19 protein-coding genes, 1 tRNA gene and 4 pseudogenes are annotated in these 23,829 nt (G+C 70.0%); 12 read left to right on the top strand and 12 right to left on the bottom strand.

Annotation, left to right across the window (positions count from 1 at the left end; translation table 11 throughout):
• Nucleotides 1–10 precede the first annotated feature (10 nt).
• Both Prum_RS19665 and Prum_RS19660 read right to left on the bottom strand, forming a co-directional pair.
• Nucleotides 11–367, bottom strand: a complete 357-nt coding sequence (locus tag Prum_RS19665) for a hypothetical protein (RefSeq protein ID WP_173077849.1) — start codon at nucleotides 365–367, stop codon at nucleotides 11–13.
• Nucleotides 364–1,194: a hypothetical protein gene (locus Prum_RS19660; RefSeq protein ID WP_173077848.1), complete on the bottom strand. Its 831-nt coding sequence runs from the start codon at nucleotides 1,192–1,194 to the stop codon at nucleotides 364–366. Before Prum_RS19660 ends, Prum_RS19665 begins: the two co-directional genes overlap by 4 nt.
• 115 nt (nucleotides 1,195–1,309) lie before the next feature.
• Between Prum_RS19660 and Prum_RS19655 the strand changes: the two genes are divergently transcribed.
• Nucleotides 1,310–2,017, top strand: coding sequence for a PASTA domain-containing protein (locus Prum_RS19655; protein ID WP_173077847.1), 708 nt, complete (start codon nucleotides 1,310–1,312; stop codon nucleotides 2,015–2,017).
• Nucleotides 2,018–2,023: 6 nt separating this feature from the next.
• Here Prum_RS19655 and Prum_RS19650 read toward each other — a convergent pair whose 3' ends face one another.
• Entirely contained in the window at nucleotides 2,024–2,836 is an 813-nt protein-coding gene (locus Prum_RS19650; protein ID WP_173077846.1) for a hypothetical protein, read from the bottom strand.
• A 134-nt stretch (nucleotides 2,837–2,970) separates the two neighbouring features.
• Nucleotides 2,971–3,255: a hypothetical protein gene (locus Prum_RS19645; RefSeq protein WP_246277983.1), complete on the bottom strand. Its 285-nt coding sequence runs from the start codon at nucleotides 3,253–3,255 to the stop codon at nucleotides 2,971–2,973.
• 474 nt (nucleotides 3,256–3,729) lie between these two features.
• Here Prum_RS19645 and Prum_RS19640 point away from each other — a divergent pair, with 474 nt between their 5' ends.
• The 4 genes and pseudogenes from Prum_RS19640 to Prum_RS19630 all read left to right on the top strand — a co-directional run bounded on the left by Prum_RS19640 (nucleotide 3,730) and on the right by Prum_RS19630 (nucleotide 7,445).
• Entirely contained in the window at nucleotides 3,730–4,611 is an 882-nt protein-coding gene (locus Prum_RS19640) for a helix-turn-helix domain-containing protein (protein ID WP_173077845.1), read from the top strand.
• Nucleotides 4,575–4,799, top strand: coding sequence for a DUF397 domain-containing protein (locus tag Prum_RS19635; protein ID WP_173077844.1), 225 nt, complete (start codon nucleotides 4,575–4,577; stop codon nucleotides 4,797–4,799). The genes Prum_RS19640 and Prum_RS19635 overlap by 37 nt, the downstream gene beginning before the upstream one ends.
• A gap of 213 nt (nucleotides 4,800–5,012) precedes the next feature.
• Nucleotides 5,013–5,397, top strand: a pseudogene (locus tag Prum_RS54500) (hypothetical protein).
• Nucleotides 5,398–5,558: 161 nt separating this feature from the next.
• A complete protein-coding gene (locus tag Prum_RS19630; protein ID WP_173077843.1) occupies nucleotides 5,559–7,445 on the top strand; it encodes a S8 family peptidase in 1,887 nt (628 codons plus the stop codon).
• A gap of 44 nt (nucleotides 7,446–7,489) precedes the next feature.
• Here Prum_RS19630 and Prum_RS19625 read toward each other — a convergent pair whose 3' ends face one another.
• The 5 genes from Prum_RS19625 to Prum_RS19605 form a co-directional block, all read right to left on the bottom strand.
• Nucleotides 7,490–8,263: a 3-ketoacyl-ACP reductase gene (locus Prum_RS19625; RefSeq protein WP_173077842.1), complete on the bottom strand. Its 774-nt coding sequence runs from the start codon at nucleotides 8,261–8,263 to the stop codon at nucleotides 7,490–7,492.
• On the bottom strand, nucleotides 8,260–9,627 hold the full coding sequence (locus tag Prum_RS19620) for a glycoside hydrolase family 88 protein (protein WP_173077841.1): 1,368 nt from the start codon (nucleotides 9,625–9,627) through the stop codon (nucleotides 8,260–8,262). The genes Prum_RS19625 and Prum_RS19620 overlap by 4 nt, the downstream gene beginning before the upstream one ends.
• Before the next feature lie 1,197 nt (nucleotides 9,628–10,824).
• Nucleotides 10,825–11,631, bottom strand: coding sequence for a WecB/TagA/CpsF family glycosyltransferase (locus Prum_RS19615; protein ID WP_173083910.1), 807 nt, complete (start codon nucleotides 11,629–11,631; stop codon nucleotides 10,825–10,827).
• Nucleotides 11,628–12,698 carry an NAD-dependent epimerase/dehydratase family protein gene (locus tag Prum_RS19610; RefSeq protein WP_173077840.1) on the bottom strand — a complete coding sequence of 357 codons (1,071 nt, stop codon included), beginning with the start codon at nucleotides 12,696–12,698 and terminating at the stop codon, nucleotides 11,628–11,630. The genes Prum_RS19615 and Prum_RS19610 overlap by 4 nt, the downstream gene beginning before the upstream one ends.
• A 146-nt stretch (nucleotides 12,699–12,844) precedes the next feature.
• Nucleotides 12,845–12,926, bottom strand: a tRNA-Leu gene (locus Prum_RS19605).
• 186 nt (nucleotides 12,927–13,112) lie between these two features.
• On the opposite strand from Prum_RS19605, the gene Prum_RS19600 reads away from it, so the two are divergent.
• From Prum_RS19600 to pknB, 7 genes and pseudogenes are all read left to right on the top strand, one after another.
• Complete coding sequence (locus Prum_RS19600; RefSeq protein ID WP_173083908.1) at nucleotides 13,113–13,910, top strand: FHA domain-containing protein; 798 nt, start codon at nucleotides 13,113–13,115, stop codon at nucleotides 13,908–13,910.
• A gap of 5 nt (nucleotides 13,911–13,915) precedes the next feature.
• Nucleotides 13,916–14,398, top strand: coding sequence for an FHA domain-containing protein FhaB/FipA (locus Prum_RS19595; RefSeq protein ID WP_173077839.1), 483 nt, complete (start codon nucleotides 13,916–13,918; stop codon nucleotides 14,396–14,398).
• Nucleotides 14,395–15,825 carry a PP2C family protein-serine/threonine phosphatase gene (locus Prum_RS19590; RefSeq protein ID WP_173077838.1) on the top strand — a complete coding sequence of 477 codons (1,431 nt, stop codon included), beginning with the start codon at nucleotides 14,395–14,397 and terminating at the stop codon, nucleotides 15,823–15,825. The genes Prum_RS19595 and Prum_RS19590 overlap by 4 nt, the downstream gene beginning before the upstream one ends.
• Before the next feature lie 77 nt (nucleotides 15,826–15,902).
• A pseudogene (locus Prum_RS19585) lies at nucleotides 15,903–17,346 on the top strand (FtsW/RodA/SpoVE family cell cycle protein).
• On the top strand, nucleotides 17,343–18,845 hold the full coding sequence (locus tag Prum_RS19580; protein ID WP_173077837.1) for a peptidoglycan D,D-transpeptidase FtsI family protein: 1,503 nt from the start codon (nucleotides 17,343–17,345) through the stop codon (nucleotides 18,843–18,845). The pseudogene Prum_RS19585 and the gene Prum_RS19580 overlap by 4 nt, the downstream one beginning before the upstream one ends.
• Nucleotides 18,845–20,230, top strand: a complete 1,386-nt coding sequence (locus Prum_RS19575) for a serine/threonine-protein kinase (protein WP_173077836.1) — start codon at nucleotides 18,845–18,847, stop codon at nucleotides 20,228–20,230. The genes Prum_RS19580 and Prum_RS19575 overlap by 1 nt, the downstream gene beginning before the upstream one ends.
• Nucleotides 20,227–21,960: a Stk1 family PASTA domain-containing Ser/Thr kinase gene (gene pknB, locus Prum_RS19570; protein ID WP_173077835.1), complete on the top strand. Its 1,734-nt coding sequence runs from the start codon at nucleotides 20,227–20,229 to the stop codon at nucleotides 21,958–21,960. The genes Prum_RS19575 and pknB overlap by 4 nt, the downstream gene beginning before the upstream one ends.
• 3 nt (nucleotides 21,961–21,963) lie before the next feature.
• Here the strand turns inward: pknB and Prum_RS19565 are convergent.
• From Prum_RS19565 to Prum_RS19555, 3 genes and pseudogenes are all read right to left on the bottom strand, one after another.
• Nucleotides 21,964–22,613, bottom strand: a pseudogene (locus Prum_RS19565) (aminodeoxychorismate/anthranilate synthase component II).
• 4 nt (nucleotides 22,614–22,617) lie between these two features.
• On the bottom strand, nucleotides 22,618–22,869 hold the full coding sequence (locus Prum_RS19560) for a hypothetical protein (protein ID WP_173077834.1): 252 nt from the start codon (nucleotides 22,867–22,869) through the stop codon (nucleotides 22,618–22,620).
• A gap of 9 nt (nucleotides 22,870–22,878) precedes the next feature.
• Nucleotides 22,879–23,799, bottom strand: a pseudogene (locus Prum_RS19555) (class E sortase); the annotation flags it as partial.
• Nucleotides 23,800–23,829: the final 30 nt, after the last annotated feature.

Here is a 23,829-nt window from a genome sequence, read left to right as displayed (position 1 = left end):
CAGACACGCCCTACGGCTGCTTGCCGCGGCGCGGTCGCTTCCGGCCGGTATCCGGGGTGGACTGCTCGGGCCAGAGCGGCGCGGCGACCGCCGCCTGACCGCGGGCCGGCTCCTGGGCCGGCTCGGTGGCCGTCGCGGTGTCCGAGACGTACGCGCGGGCCGGCGCGTACGCGTCGTCGGCGAGGTCGGCGTCCGGCTCACGTTTGGGTTCCTGCGCCGGCACCGGGTCGCCCGGTGTCAGCTCGGCGGCGGGCTTGGGCGCGGGCCACTGCAGCTCGGCCAGGACGGCGGGGGTCGGCGCGCTCCGCGCCTCGCTGCGCTGCCGGATGGCGGTGACCAGCACCGATCCGGCCAGACCCGCGATCACCGCGTACGGCGCGAGCAGGTACGCGGACAGCTGCTCGGCACGGATCCCGACGAGCCTCGGGCGGCCAGGATGTACGCCGCCGCGACGAGCAGTGGGCCGATGCCGCCGGAGACCGCGGTGCCGACCCGGCTGTCCGACCGGCGTACCGCGGGCCAGGCGGCGAGGGCACCGATCACCAGCGCCGAGCCCAGCGTGAGCGCGGCACCGGGCAGGTAGATGTTGCGGAACCAGAACCGGTCGGCGTCCGAGGTCAGCTGCCAGACGCCGAGCTGTGCGGTGCCCAGCCCGCGCCCCGAGGCGACGCCGTCGATGACCGCCACCACGGCCAGCAGCCAAAGCCAGCTCACCGTGGCGATCACGTTCGCCGCCACCGCGCGGGACACCACCGCCCACACCGCGATCAGCAGGCCGACGATCACCCCGATCGCGGCGTACCCGGCGGCGATGGTCTGCGGCGTGAACGTGTCGGCGCGCGCGGCATCGCGGGCCGGCACCGCGACCAGGGCCACGGTCGCGAGGGCGCCGACCGACGCGGCTACCGCGAGCACGACCCGCCAGAGCCCGCTCGCGAGCACGTCGCGACTGTCCACCAGGGACGCGGCCGAGCTGAGCCGGTCGGCGCAGATCGCGCCGATGACTGTGGACGTCGCGGCGATCCAGGTGGCCCACGCCAGGCTGGCCACCCACGCGGCCTCGTTGCTGCCGTTGGTGGACGGCAGCCACGCGATGATGCCGAGCCCATAGCCCAGCCCGAGCTGCGCGGCGCCCGCGCCCGCAGCTATGCCGATCGCCGCCGCGATCGACCCTCCCCAGCCTCGTACGGCCATGCCGGGCAGCGTAGCGTCCAGCCGCTATCTGGGCCTTTCGGGTCACCGAGAGATTGGGTGAAACCCGATAAATTGACACCCGGCGGTGGGATTGACGTGGGAGAGGACGCACGCCATGGCTGAGGAGTCGGAGCACCCGGAGGGCGACGAGACGCGGCCGCTTCCGGCCGCGGACGAGACGCAGTCCGTTCCCGTGGCGGACGAGACGCAACAGATTCCGGCCGGCGACGAAACCACCAAGATCCCGGCCACGCCGGAGCAACCGTGGTCGGGTCGAGCCGGCGTGCCGCCGCCGGCCGCGACTCCGCTGCGCGGCCCGACCCCGTACGACTGGGAGCCGGCAGACGAGGGCGCCGGCCGCCGCTGGTGGCTGCCGATCGTGCTGGGCATCGTCGCGCTGCTGCTGCTCGGCGTGCTGGCGGTCGGGATCTGGCTGATCGTCCGCGCCGAGGAGACCGAGCCGAGCACGCCTACCCCTTCGCCGACGCTCGCGCCCACCTCCGCGCCGGCCACCTCGGCGGCGCCGACCACCGGCCCGCCGCCCACGACGGCGGCGGCCACGGTGCCGGTGCCGCCGCTGGTCGGGCTGACCCAGAACCAGGCCAGGGCGGCGCTGGAGGAGCTCGGATTGGGGTACCGGCTGGTGTTCCGGCAGTCGACGCAGCCGGCCGGCACGGTGATCGAGACGGACCCGGCCGCCGGTGTCGCCGTGCCGGAAGGCACCGAGGTCACCATCGTGATCGCGACCGTGCCGCCCACGTCGGCACCGCCCACGTCGGCCGCGCCGGCGACCACGGCCGCCGAGCCCACACCGACCCAGTAGCCGCGCTCACCACCGGCGCCGTCGCAGGCCGACCATGGTGAGGCCGATGACCGCGAGCGCGAGCCCAAGCATGCCGGAGTAGACGAGCGTGTGCTGGGCGGCGCTGGTGGGCTCGGTGTTCGCCCGCACCGGCAGGACGGCCAGCGGCTCGTCCGGCGTACCGGCCGTGGGGGCCGTGACGGTGGGCCGCGGGGTCGGCGATGGCGACGGCGATACAGATGGCTGGTCGACCGGGTCACCCAGACCCAGCTCCCGGCTCGGCGCCTGGTCGTCCGGGTTGGCGGCCACGGGTTCGCGGTTCGCCTGATCGGGTTTCGGACCCTGCCGGCCTCCGGTGGTCGCCGCCGGCGTCGGGGTCGACGTCTCCGCGTCCGGCGACATCGTCGACGGGGTCGAGGTGAGCGATGGCGTCGGCGTGGCGGTCGGCGAAGTGGTCGGCGGGTACGACTCGGTCGGTGGGAACCAGGAGCCCGACGACGGTGGGGTCAGCGGCGGCGGAGGTGGCGGCCAGCCGTACCCGCCGCTGCGCTCCGGCTCCGGCGTCGGGGTGGGGGTGCCGGTCGTTGGCCGGCCGCTGAGCTGCCCCGGATCCAGCCAGGACGGGTCGGTCCAGTGGTGGTAGAGGTGCCAGTCACTGGACTGCTGCGGGTCACCCGCGGGCGCCTGCCCCGGCCCGCTCCGCTGGCTCCCCATCCGGGAGCCGAGGCCACCGGCCACGGTGGTGGACGCGGACGACCCGGTGGGGTCGCGCGGGTCCGGTGAAGAGGCGACCACCGGCTGTGCGCCGGCCACGCCGATGGCGAGGGTCGTCAGAACCACGCCAAAGAGCGCGGCTCGTCGACTGAGAGCTTGCATTCCGTCCCCAGGCTCGGGGTCCGGATCACGAGTGGGGAACGGCGGGTGTCTCTCGATTTTACGCGTCCTGGCCTGCCTGGGGCGGGGAATGTCGAAGCTCAGCGGGTGCGGGTGGGCATCACGTGCCGTGCGCCGGGCTGCCGCGCGTTGCGGGTGCGGATGTCGGGTGCGGAGCCGATGGTGCGCAGTCCGCTGATCTTGACGAAGATGGAACGCCGCTCGACGGCCTCGCCGCCGCCGTTGAGCTCGTATCCGTCGAGCCACACCCAGCCGTCGTAGGTGGGCCAGTCGTGCACTCGGATCACCCGAAAGAGCATGGGGTCGGCGAACTGGACGCTCGCCTCCTTGGTCACCCGAAGGACGTCACCGGACCGGGGTAACACATCGACTCCTGTCCCGAATCTAACGATTCAGCCAAGTTTGCCGGAGTATTGGCCTTACGTACCTCACCTCGGGGTCACCCGCTCAGGTGTATTTCCGCGTAGGTCGGCTAGCCCCTGGGGTAGGGCTGCCCGCGGTCTGCCCGACCGGCCGGAGACGGTGAGTGATCCGAGCCATACGGACAGGGTGCACCAAGAACATGATCAATGCAAGTTGCAACTTAGGGTCCGATCTGGTCGTCCTTTGGGCCCGATTGCTGGTTGATGTCCGGCCCGAAAGCGCGCAAACTGAACCCGGAACCGGCGCACCTGCGCCGGTCCTTTACGTGTCGCAGCGGACGAGCCAAAAGTCGCACACCGGGTCGCCGCGACCGCACAGCTCCGTCATAGCATGCGTCCGCAGTGACGGATAGCGGTGATGCCGATTCGCGACAGCACTCGTAATGTTCTCCAGGACGCGATCTGCGGAGGTGACCCGTGACCGAGCGTCGGAGTCCGACAATTCGCCGACGCCGACTCGGCGCGGAGCTGCGCCGTAGGCGTGAGACGGCAGGAGTGACAATCGAGGCGGTTGCCGAGAGGTTGGAGTGTTCCGCCTCGAAGATTTCTCGCATTGAGACCGGACACACGACAGCGACTCCGCGTGACGTCCGCGACATGTTGGACATCTATGGGGTACGCGGGGACGAGTGCGAAGAGCTTGTCCAGATCGCCCGCGAGGCGCGGCAGAAGGGGTGGTGGCACGCGTACAGCGCGGTGCTCACCGGTGCCTATGTCGGGCTGGAGCAGGCGGCTGAATCTGTCCGGGCGTACGAGCAGCAGGTGGTGCCTGGCCTGCTACAGACCGAGGAGTACGCCAAGGCGATGATCCGTGCCGCCCGGCCGGATATCACGACCGACGAGGTAGACCGACGGGTGAGCGTCCGGTTGAACCGTCAGTCGTTACTGACTCAGGACGATCCAATCGACCTGTGGGTGGTCCTCGACGAGGCCGTGGTGAGCCGTCCGGTGGGCGGCGACGCCGTCATGCGGGCTCAGCTTGAGCGTCTCGTGGAGGCCGCCGAGTTACCGAATGTCACGCTCCAAGTCCTGCCCTTCGAGGCCGGCGGGCACGCCGGCATGGACGGGACGTTCACCATCCTCTCCTTCTCCGAACCGGGTGACCCCGATGTCGTTTTTGCGGAAAATGCCACGGGAGGACTCTTTTTGGAGAAGAGTGAGGAACTGCGTAAGTACGTGTACATCTTCGATCACATCCGTGCAGCGGCCCTCCGTCCGGAGGAGTCCGTAGCCCTCATCGGAAAGCTCGAAAAGGAGCCATTGTGGAAGTCGAGACAAAGGGGTTCCGGCTGGACCTGAGTCGTGCTGCGTGGCGTAAGAGTTCACGCAGCGGGCCCAGTTGCGACAACTGCGTCGAGGTCGCCTTCGTGGACGAAGCGATCGCGGTGCGCGACTCGAAGAACCCAACCGGTCCGGTACTGATCTTCACCGCCGACGAGTGGGACGCATTCGTCGGGGGCACCAAGGACGGCGAGTTCGACCTGTAACTGATCGGCATCGTCTCGCGAGGTGACGGGTAGCGAGCAGGCGTGGCTTTCTAGCCGCACTTCTTTGATGTCGGACAGCGTTATCCGCAGCGCAGCCGTGTCGTTGCAGCCCGCAGCGGCACGGCAGTGCGCTGTCCGTACAGGGAGTATACGAGATCTCTCCCGCAGTAGCCATACCGTCGCCAGATGGCGAACAACCTCGTTGTATTCGGCATGACCATTGGGCCAGACGAGCGGGGTAGCGGACCCGCGACAATGCAGGATCGGTTTCCGGGAGAGGCGCCGGAGCGGTACGCCCCACCGGCCGCCTACCGTCCAGAAGGGACGGATCGAGCCAACCGGGCCGGCGACCTGCCCAACGAGCCGCGCAACGGGTCCGCACTGGACCTGGGCGGCCTCACCGAGCCCGTCTTTCCCCGGCCGCGTGGCTGGACACCGCTCCCGGATCGCTCGCCGACCACCCGCTGCTGCGGGGCCTGCTGCTGGAGTTGCCGCCGAAGGGCGCGGTCCCCCGCCCGGCTGGCTGGACCGCTGGTTCGAGGCGGCTCGTTCGATCCTCGAACTGCTCTACGGGCACGACTCGGGTCGGCCCCGGTAGCCCTATCCCGGGATACCTATTGCCGGTGATATAGAAGGTTCAACATCTGTCGCTGGCTGACATAACCGAATAACGTCTCCTTCGATCGGCATATATCTCTGCCCGATCCGGCGCCACAAGCGTCTGGACGGCCGTAGAGCCGGTCAGAGGGGAGGAGGGAGATGACTCTCCCGAGAATGCGTCGGCTGGCGACGCTCGGACTGGCCACCGTCGGTGTGACGGTGGCGGTATCGATGGCCGCACCACCCGCGCTCGCCGCCGAGCCGGAGGGTGCGGTCCGCAACGCGGGCGGCGAGACCGCCGTCGCCGGCAGCTACATCGTCGTCTTCAAGAACAGTTCGGTCACCCGGGACGGCGTCGACAAGGCGTCCCGGGACCTGGCGGCGAGGCACGCCGGGACGGTCGCCCGGACGTACCGTGCCGCGCTGCGCGGCTTTGAGATCAAGGCCAGCGCGAAGCGGGCAGCGCAGATCGCGGCCGACCCTGCGGTCGCGTACGTCGAGCAGAACCACACGGTCCGGATCCAGGACACCCAGAACAACCCCCCGAGCTGGGGCCTGGACCGGATCGACCAGCGGAACCTGCCGCTGAGCAGCTCGTACACCTATCCGTCCACGGCACCGACCGTGCGCGCGTACATCATCGACACCGGGATCCGGTTCAGCCACAACGACTTCGGCGGCCGGGCCACCAGCGGGTTCGACGCCGTCGACGGCGGCGCCGCGGACGACTGCAACGGCCACGGCACGCACGTGGCCGGCACGGTCGGCGGCACGTCGTACGGCGTGGCAAAGGGCGTCCAGCTCGTCGGCGTACGCGTGCTGGACTGCTCCGGAGGCGGCACCACGGCGGGCGTGGCGGCCGGCGTCGACTGGGTCACGGCCAACGCGGTCAAGCCGGCGGTGGCCAACATGAGCCTCGGCGGCGGCGCCAACACGACCCTCGACACGGCGGTCCGTAACTCGATCAACTCGGGTGTCACGTACGGCATCGCGGCCGGCAACGGCAACGCGCTCGGCGTCCGGCAGAACGCCTGCAACTACTCGCCGGCCCGGGTCACCGAGGGCATCACCGTCGGCGCCACCCAGAGCAACGACGCCGCGGCGAGCTTCTCCAACTTCGGCACCTGCGTGGACATCCTCGCGCCGGGCGTGAGCATCACCTCGGCCTGGTACAACAGCAACACCGCCACCAACACGATCAGCGGCACGTCCATGGCGACGCCGCACGTGGTGGGCGCGGCCGCGCTGGTCCTCGCGGCGAACCCGTCCTGGACGCCGGCCCAGGTACAGACCTACCTGATCAACAACTCCACCCCGAACGTGGCGACCAACATCGGCACCGGCACCCCGAACCGGCTGCTGTACGTGGTCAACACCGGCACCCCGCCGGCCAACGACTTCTCCGTGTCGGTCTCCCCGACGTCAGGCTCGGTCGCGGCCGGCAGTTCGATCACCACGACGGTGGGGACCGCCACCACCGCCGGCTCGGCGCAGACCGTGAGCCTGTCGGCCAGCGGCCTGCCCACCGGCGCGACCGCGTCGTTCAGCCCCACGTCGGTCACCTCCGGCGGCTCGTCGACGCTCACCATCGCCACGACGGCAAGCGTCGTGTCCGGCACGTACCCGATCACGGTGACGGGCACCGGCACCGCCGGGGCCAGGACCGCGACGTACAGCCTGACCGTGACCGGCGGCAGCTCGGGCAGCTGCACCGGGACCAACGGCACCGACGTGTCCATCCCCGACCTGGGTACGGCCACCAGCGCGATCACGATCGCCTGCGGCCGCAACGCGTCGGCCACCTCCACGGTGGCGGTCAACATCGTGCACACGTACCGCGGCGACCTGGTCATCGACCTGCTCGCGCCGGACGGCACCGCGTACCGGCTGAAGAACAGCAGCGGGTCGGACGGCACGGACAACGTGAACACGACCTACACCGCGAACCTGTCGAGCGAGGCCGGGAACGGCACCTGGACGCTGCGCGTGCAGGACGTCTTCGCGGCGGACACCGGATACATCAACACCTGGACGCTGACGCTCTAGGCCCGACCTGGGGAGGTCGGCAAGGCTTCCACCTCCGGACCTGATCACAGGGTACGGAGGTGGAAGCCCCCGTCCACGTCGATGACCTGCCCGGTGCTGAACGGCAGCAGGTCGGTCGCGACCGCGACAACCGCCTTGCCGACATCCTCCGGTTGTCCCCACCGGCGGATCGGGGTGAGCCCCTGGTTGAAGATCAGGTCGTCGTACCGCTCCTTGACGGCTCCCGTCATGTCCGTCTCGATGACGCCCGGCCGGATCTCGTAGACGTTGATGCCGTGCTCGGCGAGGCGCGCCGCGTACAGCTGGGCCGCCATGGCGAGCCCCGCCTTGGTGACGCAGTAGTCGCCGCGGTTGACGCTCGCGGTGTACGCGCTGATCGACGACACAATGACGATTTTCGGGTTGGCGAGCGTGCCGGCCTCGATCTGCTCGATCATGCGGCGGGCCACGAGCTGGGTGAGGAAGTACGGCCCCTTGAGGTTGATCTCCACCAGCCGGTCGAACGACTCCTCGCCCGCCTCCAGGATGTCGGCCCGCACGTCGGGTGCCACGCCGGCGTTGTTGACCAGAAGGTCGATGCGGCCGAACGCGCCGACCGCCTCCTCGACGAGCCGCTCGCGGTCGGCGCGACTCCCGATGTCGGCCTGGACCAGGTGGGCGCGCTGCCCGAGGGCGTCGACCTGCTTGCCGACCTCCTGCGCAGCGTCGGCGTTGCGTGCGTAGTTGACGACCACGTCGTACCCGGAATTGGCGAGAGCGAGCACGATGCCGCGTCCGATGCCCCGCGAACCTCCGGTGACGATCGCCGCGCGGCTCATGCCTGTCCCCCGAAGAAGGTGTAGTAGGGCTCGTCCCGGGCGACGCGCTGCACGTACAGTGCCAGCTCGCGGGCGTGGTAGTCGCCCCACATGCTGGACTCGCCGTTGGGCACGTGCTGGCCGTCCGGCACGTGGTCCCAGCCGTTGGGGCGGTGATAGACCGAGTGCAGGATCAGGCCCTGGTGCCGGGCGTCCGTGCTGAGGTACGGCTCGCCGAAGATCGTGTCGCACACCGTGAGGCCGGCCTGCCAGTAGCGCTTGCCTTCCTCGGCGCGCCCGCGCTCGATGAGGTAGCGGCCGAGCCGCAGCAGGCCCTGCGCGCCGATCGCGGCCGCGGAGGAGTCGACGGGCTCGTGGGCGTTGTACGGGTCGGCGGGGCGGTCGAGGTAGTCGCCGAGGTGCACCAGGCCCGGGGCGCCGGTGTCCCAGTACGGCACGCCGTCGGTGGGGGTGTGCTCAAGATAGAAGTCGCAGGTCGCCATGGCCGCCTTTTCCATCATCGCCACGACCTCCGGACCCGCCTCCTTCGTGGCGGCCTTCGTGGCGGCCAGGAACTCGAGCTCCTCGGGGTAGCCGAGCATCGCCCAGGCCAGGCCGCGCGTCCACGTGCTGAACGGCGAGTAGCCCTGCTGGGTGCTCGGGCACCGGAAGCTGCCGTCGTTCACGTTGAAGATCGACTCGTGGGCGGTGCGCCCGCGCACGTCGTAGGAGTCCCGGCCCTCGCCGTAGAAGATGTTCCACTTGGCGGTGTTGGTGGCGTGCTGGATGATCCGGTCCAGCAGCGAGATCCGCTCGTCCCGCTCACCCATCAGGACATGGCCGAGCAGGTGGGAGACCGCCAGCGCCCGGCACGACCGGATGGTGTCGACGAAGAGCGACTGCGGCCCGTTGAACGAGTAGATGTATCCGGTGCCGTCCGCGGTGTCCCGCCAGCGGGCCGCCTGCACCGCCCCGGTGAGCTTGAGCGCCAGCTCGTAGAAGTTGAGGTCGCCGTCGTCGATCCGCCCTTCGCGGGTCAGCCGCCACAGGTTCCCGTACGTGCTGACGTTGTTGAAGCCGTGATCGTGCACGCCGATGTGGCTGACGTGGCTCGCCATCACCTGGACGGTCAGGTCACGCCCGAGGTCCAGGAAACGGTGCTCGCCGGTAGCGTCGAACTGCAGGATCGCCGAGCCGTACTGGAACCCCTGGGTCCACTCGGTCCAGCCGCGCGCCGTGTACTGCCCCTCCACGGTGAATACCGGCGACGGCGAGCCGGGTGGGCAGGTCTTTTCAATGGAGTCGAGCTTCTGGGCAGACGCGTCCCAGAGGCGCTCGATCTTGGGCAACAGCGCGGCGGCGGTGATCCCGTCGTCAATCCTCATCACCCGCCCAGCATAGGAAAGCGCATTCCTAGAAGGAAGCCCCACCCCTCCCGCTCTTACCCCGCCTCGCGCCGCGCCGCCTCGCGCCGCGCCGCCCGCCTCGCGCCGCGCCGCCCCGCCTCGCGCCGCGCCGCCCCGCCTCGCGCCGCGCCGCCCCGCCTCGCGCCGCGCCGCCCGCCTCGCGCCGCGCCGCCCCGCGCCGCCTCGCGCCGCGCCGCCTCGCGCCGTCGATCAAGGGCATATGGTCGTGCTTTGATCTCTAAACCACGGCCGTATGCCCTTGATCGACGCAGAAAGCCTTGATCGACGCAGGGTGCGGGCGGGCGTGTGGGCCACGCGGGGCGAGTGCGAGGGGCGGAGGTGGACTGTTCGGGCCGATCTCGCGGGTGCGACCCCAGTAGGGCGCCCTTCTTGGGGGCTCGCGCGTGAGAAAGGGTCCCCTATACCGCTCCGCGCGCCCGTAGGAGAGCCCTCCTCACGCGGCACCGCCCGATAGGGCCGCCCTACTAAGCGTGGGCTGGGCCAACCGCGCCCGCCCGGGCGAGGTAGCAGAGCTAGCCATGCCGCCTCGTACCGACTTGGTGGGGCACACCGGGATCTTGCGTCCGGATGTGTCCGAAATAACCGGGCGCAAGATCCCGGTGTGCCCCACCAAGTCGCCGAGGCGCCAGGCGCGCCGCCCTCGGGCGCCCGGGTCGCTCTGGCTGCACCCATCCACTCGGCCATTCGTCGGCGGGGTGCCGGGCCGGTCTAGCCGACCACGCCCGCCCCGCCCCAGCGCCGTCGATCAAGGGCGAATGGTCGTGCTTTGATCTCCAATCCACGACTTTTGCCCTTGATCGACGCAAAAGTCCTTGATTGGCGCAGCGCCCTAGCCCAGGGCCGCGCCCCCGCCTCGAGCCGCCCTCGCCCCGGCGCCACCCGACCCCGCACGTCTCCGCCCACCCGAGGCCGCACATGCTCAGCCTGGCCTACCCGCACGTCCGCCCACCTGGCCGCGCGCCACCCGGATCGCCCCACCCGGACCGCGCCAGCTGGGCCGGAGGGCGGCCCGCCCGCCGGGCCGTGGGCGCACCTCGGCGTGGGAGAGAGCGTGGGAGAGAGAGGTGAATGATCAGACTGTTGATCAGGGATTTTGTCTCTCGCCACGCCGCGACACGCCCGAGTTACTCCCTGATCAACAAAAAGGGAGGGGGTTTAGATGGAGAAGGACTGGGGGCGGTCTGTGCTTGGTTCGGGTGGGGTGGCGTTCCAGAGGTGGGCCTTTTGGGCGCCTAGGCGGGCCAGGTAGGCGGGGTTGAGCATGACGTAGCGGCGCCAGAGGCGCTTGGGCTCCAGGCCGAGCCGCCACAGCCATTCGAGGCCGAATCGTTGCATCCACGCGGGCGGCTGGGCGAGCAGGCCGGCGTGGTAGTCGAAGGCCGCTCCGACCGCCATCAGGGGCATGTCGAGCAGCGGCCGCATGGCGTGGACGAAGACTTCCTGGCGGGGGCAGCCGAGCCCGACCAGCACGATCCTGGCGCCGGAGGAGCGGATCCGGTCGGCGATCTGTACGTCCTCGCCGACCTCGACCTGGCGGAACTTCGACGCCTCGGCACCGGCGATCTTCAGCGCGGGGAACTTTTCTTCCAGCGCGGGGACCAGGCGGGACAGGGTTTGGTCGGTGGAGCCGTACAGGTAGACGGGCAGTCCTTCGGCGGCGCACCGCTCCAGCACCTTCAGGGTGAGGGTGGGGCCGTAGACGCGTTCCGCCAGGTGGGTGGAGTAGAGCAGGTTGAGCGCCCAGCGTACGGGCTGGCCGTCGGGGGTGACGAGGTCGAACGAGTTGAGCCGCGCGTTGTGCGACCGGTCCAGCACGCCCGTCATGACCCCGTGTACTGCGAGGGCGGTCAGCGCCAGCGGCCGGCGTTCTTGGGCGGCGGCGATCACCTGAGCGGTGGCGGCGTCGTAGTCCACGGCGTCGACCAGGACGCCGAGCACGTTCCGCTTGCCTTGGTTGATCATGGGGACGTCCACTTGTCGACGTTGGCCTCGTAGATCTCTTTCAGGATCATCGGTACGTCGTACACCTGCTTCCAGTCTGGGTAGTCCCGCTGGAAGGCGGCGTTCGAGCCGATCCACCACTGATGGTCGCCGACCCGGTTGGCTTCCTGGTACTCGGTGATCATCTCGATGCCGCTGATCTGCTCGGCGAGCGCGAACGCTTCGAGGTGTGAGGTGTTCGAGTACCGGCCGCCGCCGAGGTTGTAGATGGCCGCCGAGCGGGGGTCGCGGAAGAACGCCTCGAACGCGCCGACCACATCGTGGGAGTGGATCGCGTCTCGGACCATTTTTCCGCCGTACCCGAAGATCTTGTAAGTGCGGCGTTCCATGTTGCAGCGCATGACGTACGCCAGGAAGCCGTGCAACTCGGTGGCCGAGTGGGCCGGGCCGGTGAGAGTGCCGCCCCGGAAGCAGGCCGTCCGCATGCCGAAGTAGCGGCCGTACTCCTGGACCATGACGTCGGCCGCGACCTTGGACGCGCCGAACACGGAGTGCAGGCAGGCGTCGATCGACATGTCTTCGGTGATGCCCTGCTCGTACGGGTGGCCGGGCTCGATTTCCCAGCGGGTGGACAGCTCGACCAGGGGCAGGCCGTTGGGCCGGTCGCCGTACACCTTGTTGGTGGAGCAGTGGATGAACGGCGCCTCGATGCAGTGCTCGCGCACGTTCTGGAGCAGGTTGAGGGTGCCCACCGCGTTGACGTCGAAGTCGGTGAACGGGTCGCGCAACGCCCAGTCGTGGGACGGCTGGGCCGCCGTGTGGATCACTACGGCGACGTTACGGCCGTACCTCTCGAAGATCTTGGAAAGGCCGTCGCGGTCGCGAATGTCCAGGTCATGATGGGTGTACGCGCTGCCGAGCTCGCTGCCCAGCCGGCGTACGTTCCACGCTGTGGAGGCTTCTTCCCCGAAGAACTGCCGTCGCATGTCGTTGTCGATGCCCACGACGTCGAGCCCGATCCCGGCGAAGTGGCGGGCGGCCTCCGAGCCGATCAGGCCACCTGACCCGGTCACCAGCGCGACACTCACACGACACTCCAAGTTGGGGGCTACGAAACCGTTCAGGAGCATAACGCGCCCGACTGCCACCCCAGGATCACGCGCGGAGACACGTGGCACAGATCCGGTAGAAACCAGTGAGGGCTCGTCCGCTGGACGAGCCCTCAACGTGCGGGTGGGGAAGGGGGGAGTTGAACCCCACGCCCTTTCGGGCACACGGACCTGAACCGTGCGCGTCTGCCATTCCGCCACTTCCCCGGTACAGGGGTTACCCCTGGACAGGATGCGGCCACATATTACGCTGTGCGTGGCTGCACCCGCGAGGCAGGTTAACTGCCCTGGCGCGTGGGAAGAGTAGCACGGCAACACCGGTCATCCGAGACAGGCCGGGAGCAGGGCGGTACGTCGGTGCGCAACCTGCGCGTGCGGCGGCCGGATACCATCATGTCCTCGGAACCCGAGGAGGAGCCGGTGAGCGTGCTGCAACGCTTCGAGAAGCGCTTGGAAGGCCTGGTAGAAGGTGCCTTCGCGAAGGTGTTTAAAGGGGTAGTGCACCCCGTAGAGATCCTTAACGCCATGCAGCGGGAGGCCGAGGCGCACAAGGCGATCCTCGCCGGTGGGCGCACCCTCGTGCCCAACCGCTACGTGATCGATCTCTCGCCGTACGACCACAGCCGGCTCGCGCCGTACGCGGCCGCGCTCGCCCAGGAGCTCGCCCAGTCGCAGGCGGAGTTCATCGGCGAGCAGGCATGGACGGTCTACGGCGACGTCATCGTCGAAATCGAGCGCGGTGACGGGCTGGACACCGGAATGTTCCGGGTCACGGCCGAGGTCTACACGGGTGGGGAGGTGGCCCCTGTCCAGCAGCCGGCGTACGACGCGCCGGCGCCTCCCGCCTATCCGCCGTACGACCAGGCCGGTGCCGGCGGGTACGGTCCACCGCCCTCGCACGGCGGCGGGCGAAATGTCCGCCTCGTGTCGGGCGACGGGCGGACCTACCCGCTGCAGATGGGCTCGACCGTCATCGGCCGGGGTGACCAGGCCAACCTGCGCCTGCCCGACGTGGGCATCTCCCGTCGTCACGCCCGGCTCGACTTCGACGGTGCCCAGGTGGTGCTCACCGATCTGGGATCAACCAACGGGACGATGGTCAACGGTCAGCGCGTGTCCGCCGTGGCCCTCAACCCCGGTGACATGATCCAGCTCGGAACGACCACCCTGACGTTCCGAGTGGATGGCTAAGGACGTTGCCTGAGTTCGTCCTCACCGTTGCCCGGTTCGGCTTCCTCATCCTCCTGTGGATCTTCGTGTTCACGGTGGTCGGGGTGATCCGCCGGGATCTCTTTGCCGGGGCCAGGAGCAGTCGCCTCGTCGCCGCGCCACGGGGGGTAGGCGCGTCGACGGGGCAGGCTCGTCCGGCGAAGGTGAAGCGGGGCCGCGCAGCACATCAGCTCGTGGTGACCGCCGGCCAACTCGCCGGCACCCGCATCACTTTGGGTGAGGCTCAGATCACCATCGGTCGAGCCGAAGACTCCACCCTGGTGATCACCGACGACTACGCATCCGCTCGGCACGCCCGGCTGGTTCCTCGCGCCGGACAGTGGTTCATTGAAGACCTCGGCTCGACCAACGGCACCTATCTGGATCGCGCTAAGGTCACTGGACCAACCCCCGTACCCCTCGGCGTGCCGATCCGTATCGGCCGCACTTCTCTTGAGTTACGGCCATGACTCTCACCTTGCGCTATGCGGCCCGCAGTGACCGCGGTCTGATCCGAGACGGAAACCAAGACTCCGTCTACGCCGGACCGCGGCTGCTCGCCGTGGCCGACGGCATGGGCGGCATGGCCGCCGGTGACGTCGCCAGCAACATCGTCATCGGCGCGATGGCACCGCTCGACGAGGACGTCCCCGGTGACGCCCTGGTCGACGCCCTTCGCGGCGCCGTAGATACAGCCAACCAGCAGCTGCGGGACACCGTGGACGCCAACCCTCACCTCGAGGGCATGGGCACCACGCTGACCGCGGTCCTCTTCTCCGGCAGCAAGATCGGCATGGTCCACATCGGGGACTCGCGTGCCTACATGCTGCGGGACAAGGAGTTCAACCAGATCACCAAGGACGACACGTACGTCCAGATGCTGGTTGACGAGGGCCGGATCAGTGCGGAAGAGGCCAGCAGCCATCCACAGCGCTCGCTGCTCACCCGGGCGCTCGACGGCCGCGACATCGACCCCGAGTACTCGGTGCGCCAGGTCCTGCCCGGCGACCGGTACCTGATCTGCAGCGACGGTCTGTCCGGGGTGGTGAGCGCCGAGACCATCGCGGAGACGATGGCGGAGTTCCCCGACCCGCAGCATTGCGTCGAACGGCTGGTGCAGCTCGCCCTGCGTGGCGGCGGCCCTGACAACATCACCGTGGTCGTCGCCGACGCCACCGACCAGGACATCCTGGAGGCCGCCCCGATCGTGGGCGGCGCCGCCGCGCGCGACCGCGGGATGGCTACATCGGCGGACGAATCGACCCCCGCGGCCCGCGCCTCGGCTCTCCAGGCAGCGGCTCCGCGGCCCTCGGCGCCGGAGCCGAGCGGCCCCAACAGCCATGCCCGGGACGACGAGCCGGACCGGCCACGCCGGCGCCCGGCCCGCACCGCGCTGCTGCTCGCCGGGCTGCTCACCATCCTCGGCGGCGGCCTCTGGGTGGGCTGGAGCTACACCCAGCGGCAGTACTACGTGGGCGCCACCGACGAGGGCCAGCTGGCCGTCTTCCGTGGCGTGCCCGGCCAGATCGCGGGGCTGAGCCTGTCCAGCGTCCACGAGACCAGCGACATGCAGTTGGACGACCTCACCACGGTCGCCCAGGAGCGGGTCAAGCAGGGCATCCAGGCCGACGACGAGCCCGACGCCGAGCGCCGGCTCGCGGAGCTGACCAGCGACGACCCGTCGAACCCCAACGTCAAGCCGTTCTGCCCGGTGACGACGATTCCGAGCCCGAGCGCCACACCGACCGCGAGCGCGACCAGCACCACCGCTCCCGGTGCCACCGCCAGCCCGTCCGCCTCCTCCGTGCCCACCTCGGGCCCCGCAAGTACGCCCGACGCCCAGCCGTCCGACACCGACCCGCCGGTTGATCCGACCGGGTGCCGGTCGGCGGACTGAACGTCGCAAAGGACACCAGGGATCTTGTTGTGACCGCCCCCGCCGTACCGGCACCGACGCCCGCCACCACGGGCGAGATGCCGCGTATCTCGGCGTCGAGCAGCCGGCGCAACGCCGAGTTGGCGCTGCTGGTCTTCGTGATGGTGATCGTCGGCGTGTACGCGTGGACGGTCGAGGCCACCGCGCTCGACACGGTCACCAGCGACTTCTGGGTGCCGGTGGCTCTGGTCTTCGCGGTCTTCCTCGGGCTGCACCTGGTGATCAGGTTCCTGGCGCCGTACGCCGACCCGGCGCTGGTGCCGGCGGTGGCGCTGATCAACGGGCTGGGCGTGGGGTTCCTGCGCCGCATCGACCTGGCCCGCGCCGAGTCGGCCGAGCGGGCCAACCTGCCGATCTTCTCGGGCGATGGTGGGCGGCAGCTCGCCTGGACGCTGCTCGCCGTGGTGATGGCGGCGGTCCTGCTGGTGATCGTCCGGGACCACCGGGCGGTCTCCCGGTACGCGTACACGCTGGGCCTGGCCGGCATCGTGCTGGTCATGATCCCGGCGGTCCTGCCCAGCCGGTACTCGGAGATCAACGGCGCCAAGCTGTGGATCCTGATCGGCGGCTTCTCCATCCAGCCGGGTGAGTTCGCCAAGCTGGCGCTGGTCTCGTTCTTCGCGTACTACCTGGTCCGCAAGCGTGAGGTGCTGTCGCTGGCGAGCCGGCGCTTCCTCGGCATCGACTTCCCGCGCGGGCGCGACCTCGGGCCGGTCGTGGCGGTCTGGCTGCTCAGCCTCATGGTCCTCGTGTTCGAGAAGGACCTCGGCACCGCGCTGCTCTACTTCGGCATGTTCGTGGTGATCCTGTACGTCGCCACCGAGCGGGTCAGCTGGCTGATCATCGGTCTGCTGCTCTTCTTCGGCGGGGCCACCCTGGCGTACCTGCTCGGGGCCAGCGTCGGCGGACCCTTCGCGAACTTCTACGACCGGGTGGCCATCTGGCGCGACCCGTTCGCCGACCCGTACAGCGCGGGCTACCAGCCGGTCCAGTCGCTGCTGGGCCTCGGCACGGGTGGCCTCTTCGGGTCCGGGCCGGGCGGCGGCCAGCCGACCAAGGTGCCGGACGTCGAAGACGACTTCATCTTCGCCGGTCTGGGCGAGGAGATCGGGCTGTTCGGGCTGTCCGCGTTCCTGGTGGGCTACCTCCTCATCGTCGAGCGGGGACTGCGGGCCGCCATCGCCGTCCGGGACTCCTTCGGCAAGCTGGTCGCGGGGGCCTGGCGTTCACCCTGGGCTTGCAGGTCTTCGTGATCGTCGGTGGGGTCACCGGCCTCATCCCGCTCACCGGCCAGACCACGCCGTTCCTGTCCGCGGGCGGATCGTCGCTGATGGCGAACTGGTTGATCATCGCGATGCTCCTGCGGATCTCCGACGCCGCGGGCCGCCCGGTGACCGGGTCGGCTTCGTCGCGCGGGGCGGCGGCAGCCCTGGCCCGCCGGTCCAGCTACACGGCGCCCCGACGGAGGTGATCAGGTCGTGAATGCCCCACTGCGCCGGGCCGGCGTGGTCGTCATGGTCCTCTTCGGCCTGCTCTTCGCCAACCTGAACTGGGTACAGGGGTACAAGGCGGACGAATACCGCACGAGCGACTACAACGGACGTGTCCAGGTCGACGAGTACAACCGGCCGCGCGGCGTGATCGAGGTCGCGGGCAAGGCGCTCGCCGAGAGCAAGGCCACCGAGGACGAGCTGAAGTACCTCCGGACGTACCCGTTCAAGAGCCAGTTCGCGCACGTGGTCGGCTACAACCCGGTCAACCTCGCGGCCATCGGCATCGAGAAGTCGGAGGACGACTTCCTCGCCGGCACCAGCGACCGGCTCTTCGCGGACCGGTTCCGGGACATGTTCACCGGCGAGGACACCGCCGGCGGCAACGTGGTGCTGACCCTCTCCCTGCGCGCCCAGGACGCGGCGATCAAGGGCCTGGCCAACAACGACGTGGGCGTGACTCGGGGCGCGGCGATCGCCATCGACCCGAAGACCGGCGCGGTGCAGGCCCTGGTCTCCATGCCGAGCTTCGACCCCAACCCGCTGGCCAGCCACAACACCAACACGGCGCAGGCGGCGTACGACAAGCTGGCGGCCGACAAGCAGGGCCCGCTGAAGAACAGGGCGCTGTCCGAGGTGCTGCCGCCCGGCTCGACGTTCAAGGTGATCGACAGCGCGGCGGCCCTGGAGAACGGCTACACCCAGCAGACCCGCATCCCGGCCGGGTCGAGCTACACGGCGCCGACCTCGGGCACGCCGATCCGCAACTCGGCCGCGTCGATCTGCCCGGAGTCGCAGGTCACCCTGATCCAGGCGCTTACCGAGTCGTGCAACACCGGCTTCGCCCGGCTCGCGGTCGAGCTCGGGGCCGACAAGATCAAGGCCAAGGCGCGCGCCTTCGGTTTCGAGGTCGACGACCAGACCGTGGGCAACCTCGACGGTGGCGGCCTGCCGGTGGCGGCAAGCCGTACCGGAGACATCCAGAACGCCGACGGCAGCGAGGACCCGGCGGCGCTCGCCCAGTCCGGCATCGGCCAGAACAACGTCCGGATGACGCCGCTGCAGGGCGCCATGATCGCCGCCACGGTGGCGAACGGCGGCGAGCGGATGCGCCCGTACCTCGTGCAGCAGCTCCTCGGCCCGGACCGGCGTACGATCAGCACCGCCTCGCCGCGGAAGATCAACAACCCGATCTCCGGCGACGTCGCCGGGGACCTGCAGCAGATGATGGTCAGCGTCGTCGAAAACGGCACCGGCCGCCGGGCGCAGATCGACGGGTACACCGTCGGCGGCAAGACCGGAACGGCACAAGATGGGGACGACCCCGCCGACCACGGGTGGTTCATTGGCTTCGTGATGAAGGACGGTGAACCGATCTCGGCCGTGTGCGTGTTGCTGGAACGAGCGGGTGTGGCCGGCGGCAGCTCCGCGGCAGCGGAGATCGGCGGTCAGATCATGGCGGCCGTGATCAAGGACCGAGGAGGCGACTGATGATCAGTCAGGGCGTCCTGCTCGGCGGCCGCTACCGCCTCGACGAGCGCATCGCCAGCGGCGGGATGGGCGACGTGTGGCGCGGCACCGACGAGGTGCTCGGTCGCACCGTCGCGGTAAAGATCCTGCTCCCGGCCTTGCTGGAGGAGCACGGCTTCGCGGAGCGCTTCCGCGGCGAGGCCCGGACGATGGCGACCATCAACCATCCGGGCGTCGTAGACGTGTATGACTACGGAAGTGACCAGCAGATCGCGTTTCTGGTCATGGAGTACGTCGAGGGAGACGCCCTGTCGCGCACGCTGAGCCGGGTGGGCCGGCTCACGCCGGCCCGGACCATGGCGCTGGTCGCCCAGGCCGCCGACGCGCTCCAGGCCGCCCATGAGAAGGGCATCGTCCACCGCGACGTCAAACCGGGAAATCTCCTGGTACGCCCGAACGGCACCCTCGTGCTGACCGACTTCGGCATCGCCCGCTCGGCGATGGTGGGGCAGCTCACCGCCGCCGGCTCGGTGCTGGGCACGGCGTCGTACATCTCGCCGGAGCAGGCGGCCGGGGGTACCGCGACACCGGCGTCCGACGTGTACGCGCTCGGCGTGGTGGCGTACCAGTGCCTGTCCGGGCACCGGCCCTTCGAGGGGGACAATCCCCTCGAAATCGCCATGAAGCACGTGCGGGACCAGGCTCGCCCGCTGCCCGGTGACATCCCGCCCGCGGTGCGCCGGATCGTCGAGCAGTCGATGGCCAAGGACCCGGCCGCCCGCTTCCCGACCGCCAACATGCTGGCCGCGGTCGCCCGCCAGGCCGCCGCGACGCTCGGCTCGCCCCCGGCGAACCGGCCGGCCCAGCCGGCCCAGCCCGCCTCGCCGGCACCCACCACGCCACCTCCTGGCCCCGCACCCGTCCAGCCGCGCCCCGCCCCGCCGTACCCGCCGGCGTCGGGCAGCCCGGTCGTGGCGCCCACGGTCCCGGTCGCCCAGCCGCCCGTGCAGCCGTACCGGCCGCCGGTGACCAGCCCGGCCGGCTACCGGCCCGGCGCGGCGGTCGTACCGCCGGGGCGGCCGCAGCAGGTCAGCGGGCCGCCGACCCGCCCGGGTCAGCCGTACGGGTACCCGCCGGCCCAGCCCGAGGACGGTTCGGCGAACAGGCAGATCCTCATCGTGCTCGCCGTGGTCCTGGGCGTCCTGGTCCTGCTCTGTGCCGGCCTGATTTCCTACCTGGTGGGACAGCAGGGAGACGGAAACAGCGCAAACTCGGTCCCAACCGGGTTGCAGATATCGGCCCGCCACGACGGCTCGGCCTCTCGGCCCGTACCGTCGGGTGGTGGAGCAGCCTCCGTAACCCGGCAGGGTGACGTACTGACGAGCGAAGGACGACAGACGAGATGACTGCGCAGGCCCGCCTGCTCGGTGGCAGGTACCAGGTCGGCGAGCTGCTCGGCTACGGTGGCATGGCTGAGGTTCACCACGGCCGCGACCTGCGGCTCGGCCGGGACGTGGCGATCAAGATGCTGCGCACCGACCTCGCCCGCGATGCCACCTTCCAGATGCGGTTCCGCCGGGAGGCGCAGAACGCCGCGTCGCTCAACCACCCCGCCATCGTCGCCGTGTACGACACCGGCGAGGAGATCGCCCCGACCGGCGAGACGCTGCCGTTCATCGTCATGGAGTTCGTCAACGGCCACACCCTCAAGGAGGTCCTCGCGGCCGAGGGACGGCTGATGCCCCGGCGCGCCCTGGAGATCACCGCGGACATCTGTGCCGCGCTGGAGTTCAGCCACCGGCACGGCATCATCCACCGGGACATCAAGCCCGGCAACGTGATGATGACCCAGAACGCCCAGGTCAAGGTCATGGACTTCGGTATCGCCCGGGCCCTGGCCAGCGGCGCGACCACGATGACGCAGACCAGCGCCGTGATCGGCACCGCCCAGTACCTGTCCCCGGAGCAGGCGCGCGGCGAGGCCGTCGACGCCCGCTCCGACGTGTACGCGGCCGGTTGCGTGCTCTTCGAGCTGCTCTGCGGGCACCCGCCGTTCGTCGGCGACAGCCCGGTGAGCGTGGCCTACCAGCACGTACGGGAAGACCCGCGCGCGCCGAGCGAGATCAATCCGGACGTCAACCCGGACGTCGACGCGATCGTGCTCAAGGCGCTCGCCAAGAACCCGCTCAACCGCTTCCAGAGCGCCCAGGAGATGCGGGCCGACCTGCTGCGGGCCGCCGCCGGACGGCCGGTGCTGGCCACGCCGGTGCTGCGTGAGGCGGAAACGATGGCGATGGGCGCCGCCGCGACGACCCGTCAGATCAACGCCACCGGCATGCGCCCGAACGCCGCGCGGGTGGGCGACCCCCGGCGGCGCAAGGCGTCGGCCTGGGTGCTGGCGGCGCTCAGCACGCTCGGCGTACTGGCCGTGGTCGCCTTGATCGCCGGCCTGATGCTCGCCGATCGGGGCGACGACACCCAGCAGGCCCAGGTGCCCAACGTCGTCGGGCTGGCCCAGGTGGTCGCCGAGAGCGACCTGAAGAACGCCGGCCTGGTGCCGGTGCTCGGCGACCCGATCTTCAATGACACCTGCAAGAAGGGCCAGGTGGCCGAGCAGAGCAAGGGGGGCGGCCAGCGGGTCGACCGCAACTCCGAGGTCGTCATCCAGATCTGCGGCGGCCAGGAGTCCATCGAGGTGCCAAAGACCCTCGTCGGCGCGACGCGCGACGCGGCGGCACAGCAGCTCGGTACCCTCGGCTTCAACCCGGACTTCCGGGAGGTCGACAGCGATGTCACGAAGGGGCAGGTCGTCCGGGTCCCGGACGCGGGCAAGTCGCTGGCGAAGGGCTCGACGGTGGTCGTCGAGATCTCGCTCGGCAACGTCAAGACCATCCCGAACGTGGTCGGCGACGAGGCCGAAAGCGCCAAGGACGAGCTGGAAGACCTGGGCTTCATCGTGGACCTCAAGCAGGGCAGCCCCGCCCCGTCCGACGCGCAGGTCGGCACGGTGGAGCAGCAGAGCAAGCGCGGCAAGGCCAAGGCCGGCGAAACGATCATCCTGGAGATCTTCGTGGAGCCGGAGGAGGAGCCCAGCGAGACCCCGACTCCGTCGCCGTCCGCGTCGGCTACTCCCTAGGGCCTAGGACGTCGCGAAGGCGGCGCGGCGGCGCTCCTCCACCTCGGCGGCCAGCGCCGGCGCCCGGTCCAGGGCGGCTGGCAGGCCGCACTCGGCGAGCCAGTTGGCGAGCATGAGGTGGCCGCCCTCGGTCAGCACCGACTCCGGGTGAAACTGCACGCCCTCGATCGGCAGGTCCCGGTGGCGCATGGCCATGACCACACCGGACTCGGTGCGGCCGGTCACCTCGATCTCGGGTGGGAGGGTCTCTTCGACGACCGCGAGCGAGTGGTAGCGGGTCGCTGTGAACGGGTCGGGCAGGCCAGCCAGCACCCCGGCGCCCTTGTGGTGCACCTCCGAGGTCTTGCCGTGCAGCAGCTCCGGGGCCCGCGTGACGGTCGCCCCGAATGCCGCCCCGAACGCCTGGTGACCCAGGCACACGCCGAAGATCGGCAGCCGGCCGCCGTACTCCTGGATCACGTTCATGCAGATGCCCGCGCGCTCCGGCGTACCAGGTCCGGGGAGAGCAGGACTCCGGCGGCGCCGGAGCGGCCGACGGCGGCCAGGTCGATCTCGTCGTTGCGCCGTACGTCGCACTCGACGCCGAGCTGGCCCAGGTACTGGACCAGGTTGAAGACGAACGAGTCGTAGTTGTCGATCACGAGTACGCGCATGACGTCACCTGCTCGGCGTGGCGGATGGTTCGGTTTCGTACGGGATGTCGTGCTCGTCCCCGGCGTCGGGAGATGGCGAAGCCGGGACACCGGAGTCCTGCTCCACCTGCACGTCGTCGAACGGTAGCAGCGGCTCGGCCCAGGGAAACACGACGTACCAGAGCAGCGCGCCGATGCCGACGATGAGCACCAGCGAGGTGGCCAGCTTGTAGGGCCACTTGCGGAACGGCAGATGGCGCCAGATCCAGGCGTACATCGTCGGCCCCTAGCCCAACTCCGCCGGCTTGCCGGCCGATCTGGCCTGCTTGTGATCCAGCTTGGCGTGGATGATCAGGCGCTGGTAGTTGTCGAACTTCGGGTTGCAGGTGGTGAGCGTCAGCATCGCCGTGGTGGGCTTGGCACCGGGCCGGCCGGGCACCGGCGCGACGACCTCCACCTGGCTCGGCTTGACGATGCGGGTCTGGCTGACCTTGTAGACGAACCACTCGGTCTTCGTCTCGACGACGATCGCGTCGCCGTTGTCGAGCTCGTCGAGCCGCCAGAACGTGGCCCGGTTGCGGTGCCCGGCGACCGCGAAGTTGCCGATCTCGCCGGGGTCGGCGCTGCTCGGGTAGTGGCCGGGGGCGTACCGGATGTCCTTCTGCGTCACGCCCTGGACCACCACCCACTGCTTGTCCAGCTCGGGAATGTAGAGGCGGGCGATGCCGGTCAGCGGGGCCTTGGTGGGCGACGCGCTCGGCGTCGGCCCGACCGTGGGGTCCGGCTCGTCCCACTGCTCGGCGAGCTGCTGGTCGAGGCTGTCCTGGTGGTCGCCGATGATCGCGGTCGTGCCCCACACCTCGTACGCCGCGAACAGCAGCACGATCACGCCCAGCGTGATCATGATTTCGCCGAGCCCGCGGACGCCGGTGCGGATGCGGGAGCCGACCGTCGGCCGGGTCAGCTCGGAGTAGACGCTCTTGTAGCCCTCGTCGGTCTGCTCCGGCCGGAGCCGCACCACGCGCTCTCCGCGCCGGGGCACGGGAGGTGCCGCGGGTGCCGGCGCGTCGGACTTTTCCGGAGCCGGGGGTACGACGCCGAGCAGCCCGGTCGCCTGCTCGTCATGTCCGGGAACGACCGGAATGACCGTGGTGGGCGTTTCGGCAGATACCTGCGGGATGATCGCGGTTTCGTCGTCGCCGTCCGGCATGCGGTGCCGGCTCACCCGAACTCGCTC

Source organism: Phytohabitans rumicis, from assembly GCF_011764445.1.
Lineage (GTDB): Bacteria > Actinomycetota > Actinomycetes > Mycobacteriales > Micromonosporaceae > Phytohabitans > Phytohabitans rumicis.
Note: the sequence above shows the minus strand (reverse complement) of the source record. Positions and strands in the feature narration are given on the sequence as shown.